Source organism: Vibrio sp. 1562 (assembly GCF_033340155.1).
Lineage (GTDB): Bacteria > Pseudomonadota > Gammaproteobacteria > Enterobacterales > Vibrionaceae > Vibrio > Vibrio alginolyticus.
Window position 1 is genome coordinate 1 of the sequence record NZ_JAWOVY010000153.1, and the last position, 946, is coordinate 946.

Here is a 946-nt window from a genome sequence, read left to right on the forward strand (position 1 = left end):
GCATTCAAGCAACGTGACGGTAGTGCACCGACCAATGAGCAGATGATGGCGCTCTTGGTGGTTGCAGATCAGTACGGTTTGAACCCTTTCACCAAAGAGATTTTTGCGTTCCCTGATAAACAAGCTGGGATTATCCCAGTGGTAGGTGTCGATGGATGGTCTCGCATCATCAATCAACACGACCAGTTTGATGGCATGGAGTTCAAGACTTCAGAAAACAAAGTCTCACTGGATGGCGCGAAAGAATGCCCTGAATGGATGGAATGCATCATCTATCGGCGCGACCGTTCGCACCCAGTCAAAATCACTGAGTATCTGGATGAAGTCTATCGACCGCCTTTTGAAGGTAATGGCAAAAATGGCCCTTACCGTGTAGATGGTCCATGGCAGACGCACACTAAGCGAATGCTAAGACATAAATCCATGATCCAGTGTTCCCGCATTGCGTTTGGCTTTGTGGGAATTTTCGATCAAGACGAAGCGGAGCGAATTATCGAAGGCCAAGCAACACACGTTGTTGAGCCATCTGTGATTCCACCCGAGCAAGTTGATGATCGAACCCGAGGGCTTGTTTACAAGCTTATCGAGCGGGCGGAAGCTTCAAACGCTTGGAATAGTGCATTGGAATATGCCAATGAACATTTTCAAGGTGTTGAGCTGACGTTTGCGAAGCAAGAAATCTTTAATGCTCAGCAACAAGCAGCCAAAGCGCTCACACAGCCTTTAGCTTCTTAGCGCCACGCATTCATTTTACTAACCCTGGCGGGATTATTCTCCCGTCAGGGGGAAGGTCTCGTCTTTTTTTTGGAGATCTTCCATGACTAAATCAGCCTCACTTTTTCGCTTGGTATTGGTTGTTGCCCTTGTCTTAGGTTCGATTCAAGCCGGTAAAGCGGCAATTGATTCGGTTCAAGCAAGTGTTGTTCAGCACCAAACAGCGTTAGCA

At 47.7% G+C, this 946-nt stretch carries 1 protein-coding gene; it reads left to right on the forward strand.

Annotation, left to right across the window (positions count from 1 at the left end):
* The coding region (gene bet / locus R7Z49_RS23845) for a phage recombination protein Bet (RefSeq protein WP_318112198.1) at positions 1–735 on the forward strand (735 nt) is incomplete at its 5' end.
* Between the last annotated feature and the right edge of the window lie 211 nt (positions 736–946).